The sequence below is a fragment of the Methylobacterium variabile genome, assembly GCF_001043975.1.
GTDB classification, from domain to species: Bacteria; Pseudomonadota; Alphaproteobacteria; order Rhizobiales; family Beijerinckiaceae; genus Methylobacterium; species Methylobacterium variabile.
Genome location: NZ_LABY01000396.1, coordinates 1 through 1,059 on the forward strand (window position 1 = coordinate 1; position 1,059 = coordinate 1,059).

Sequence of the window (1,059 nt, forward strand, 5' to 3'; positions counted from 1 at the left end):
CCCAGTTGCCGAGGCGCCGCCCCGGGTTCGCCCGACTCTACCCAGACCTGCACATCGACCGGATACCCGGCCTGAGCTGTAACCTCTTGGAGGCCTATGACGGGAACCGCCTCGATGCCGTAATCGTCAAGCGCGGGGGCGCGGGAGGTCGGGGCCGAGTGATCTGGCGCGAGCCGCTCGTCTGGCTGGCCGCCGCCGATTACCAGCTCGATTTCACCCGGCCGGCTCGCCTCGTCATGCTGGCGCCGCCCTGTAGTTACCGCGAGATGATGATTGCTGCGCTCGACTCGGTGCGGCGCGACTGGGTCGCCGCCTGCACGGCGAGCAGCCTGATGGGCGTGCAGGCCGCGGTGGCGGGCGGGCTCGGGGTGACGCTACTCGGCCGCTCCTTCGTGCAGGAGGGTATGCAGATCCTGCGCGCTCCTGAGCTCTGGCCCGCTCTTCCCATGACCGAGGTGACGGTTCTGGGTGAGGACAGGGCGCCCGCTCTCGTAGAGCCGTTGATCATGTTCCTGAGCCACAGCCTCGCTGGCCACGACGCCTTGACCATCGCGGCTTGAGCCTCCGGCGAGCACTTAGGCGCGCTACGCGCCATGATGGCGTCCGGCGATGCCGGACTGCTCAAGCTGAGGAAAGCAGACAATGTCCGAACACGTCCATCTGATCGCCCGCCTGGTGGCCCGCGAGGGACAGGAGGCGGCGCTGGCGCAAGCCGTGGCGGCGATCGTGCCAGCCGTGCTCGAAGAGCCTGGCTGCCTCGTCTACACGGCCCACGAGAGCCGCGAGCGGCCCGGTACGATCGTGATGTATGAGGTCTGGGAAAGCCAGGCCGCCCTCGACATCCATGCCGACGCTACGAGCTTCCGTGCTCTCGCCGCGCAGTTCGACGAGCTTTTGGATGAGCCGCTTGCCATCGAACTGCTGCGCAGGATCGTCTGAGTGAAAGCTGCCGAAGCCTGCCAGAGGTCAGCAACCCCGGTCGGTCTCTGCGAGCGCCTGGGGCGCTCAGCGCGTCGACGCGTTGCGGGCCATGAAGGTCTCGGGGCTGCCGTCCTGCGG

At 68.0% G+C, this 1,059-nt stretch carries 2 protein-coding genes; both read left to right on the top strand.

Annotated features, from left to right (window positions below):
• Positions 1–560 (top strand): LysR substrate-binding domain-containing protein (locus tag VQ02_RS33395; RefSeq protein ID WP_048448580.1); only part of this gene is annotated, 560 nt, incomplete at its 5' end.
• Positions 561–642: 82 nt separating this feature from the next.
• Positions 643–939, top strand: coding sequence for a putative quinol monooxygenase (locus tag VQ02_RS33400; RefSeq protein ID WP_048448581.1), 297 nt, complete (start codon positions 643–645; stop codon positions 937–939).
• The last annotated feature ends 120 nt before the right edge of the window (positions 940–1,059 follow it).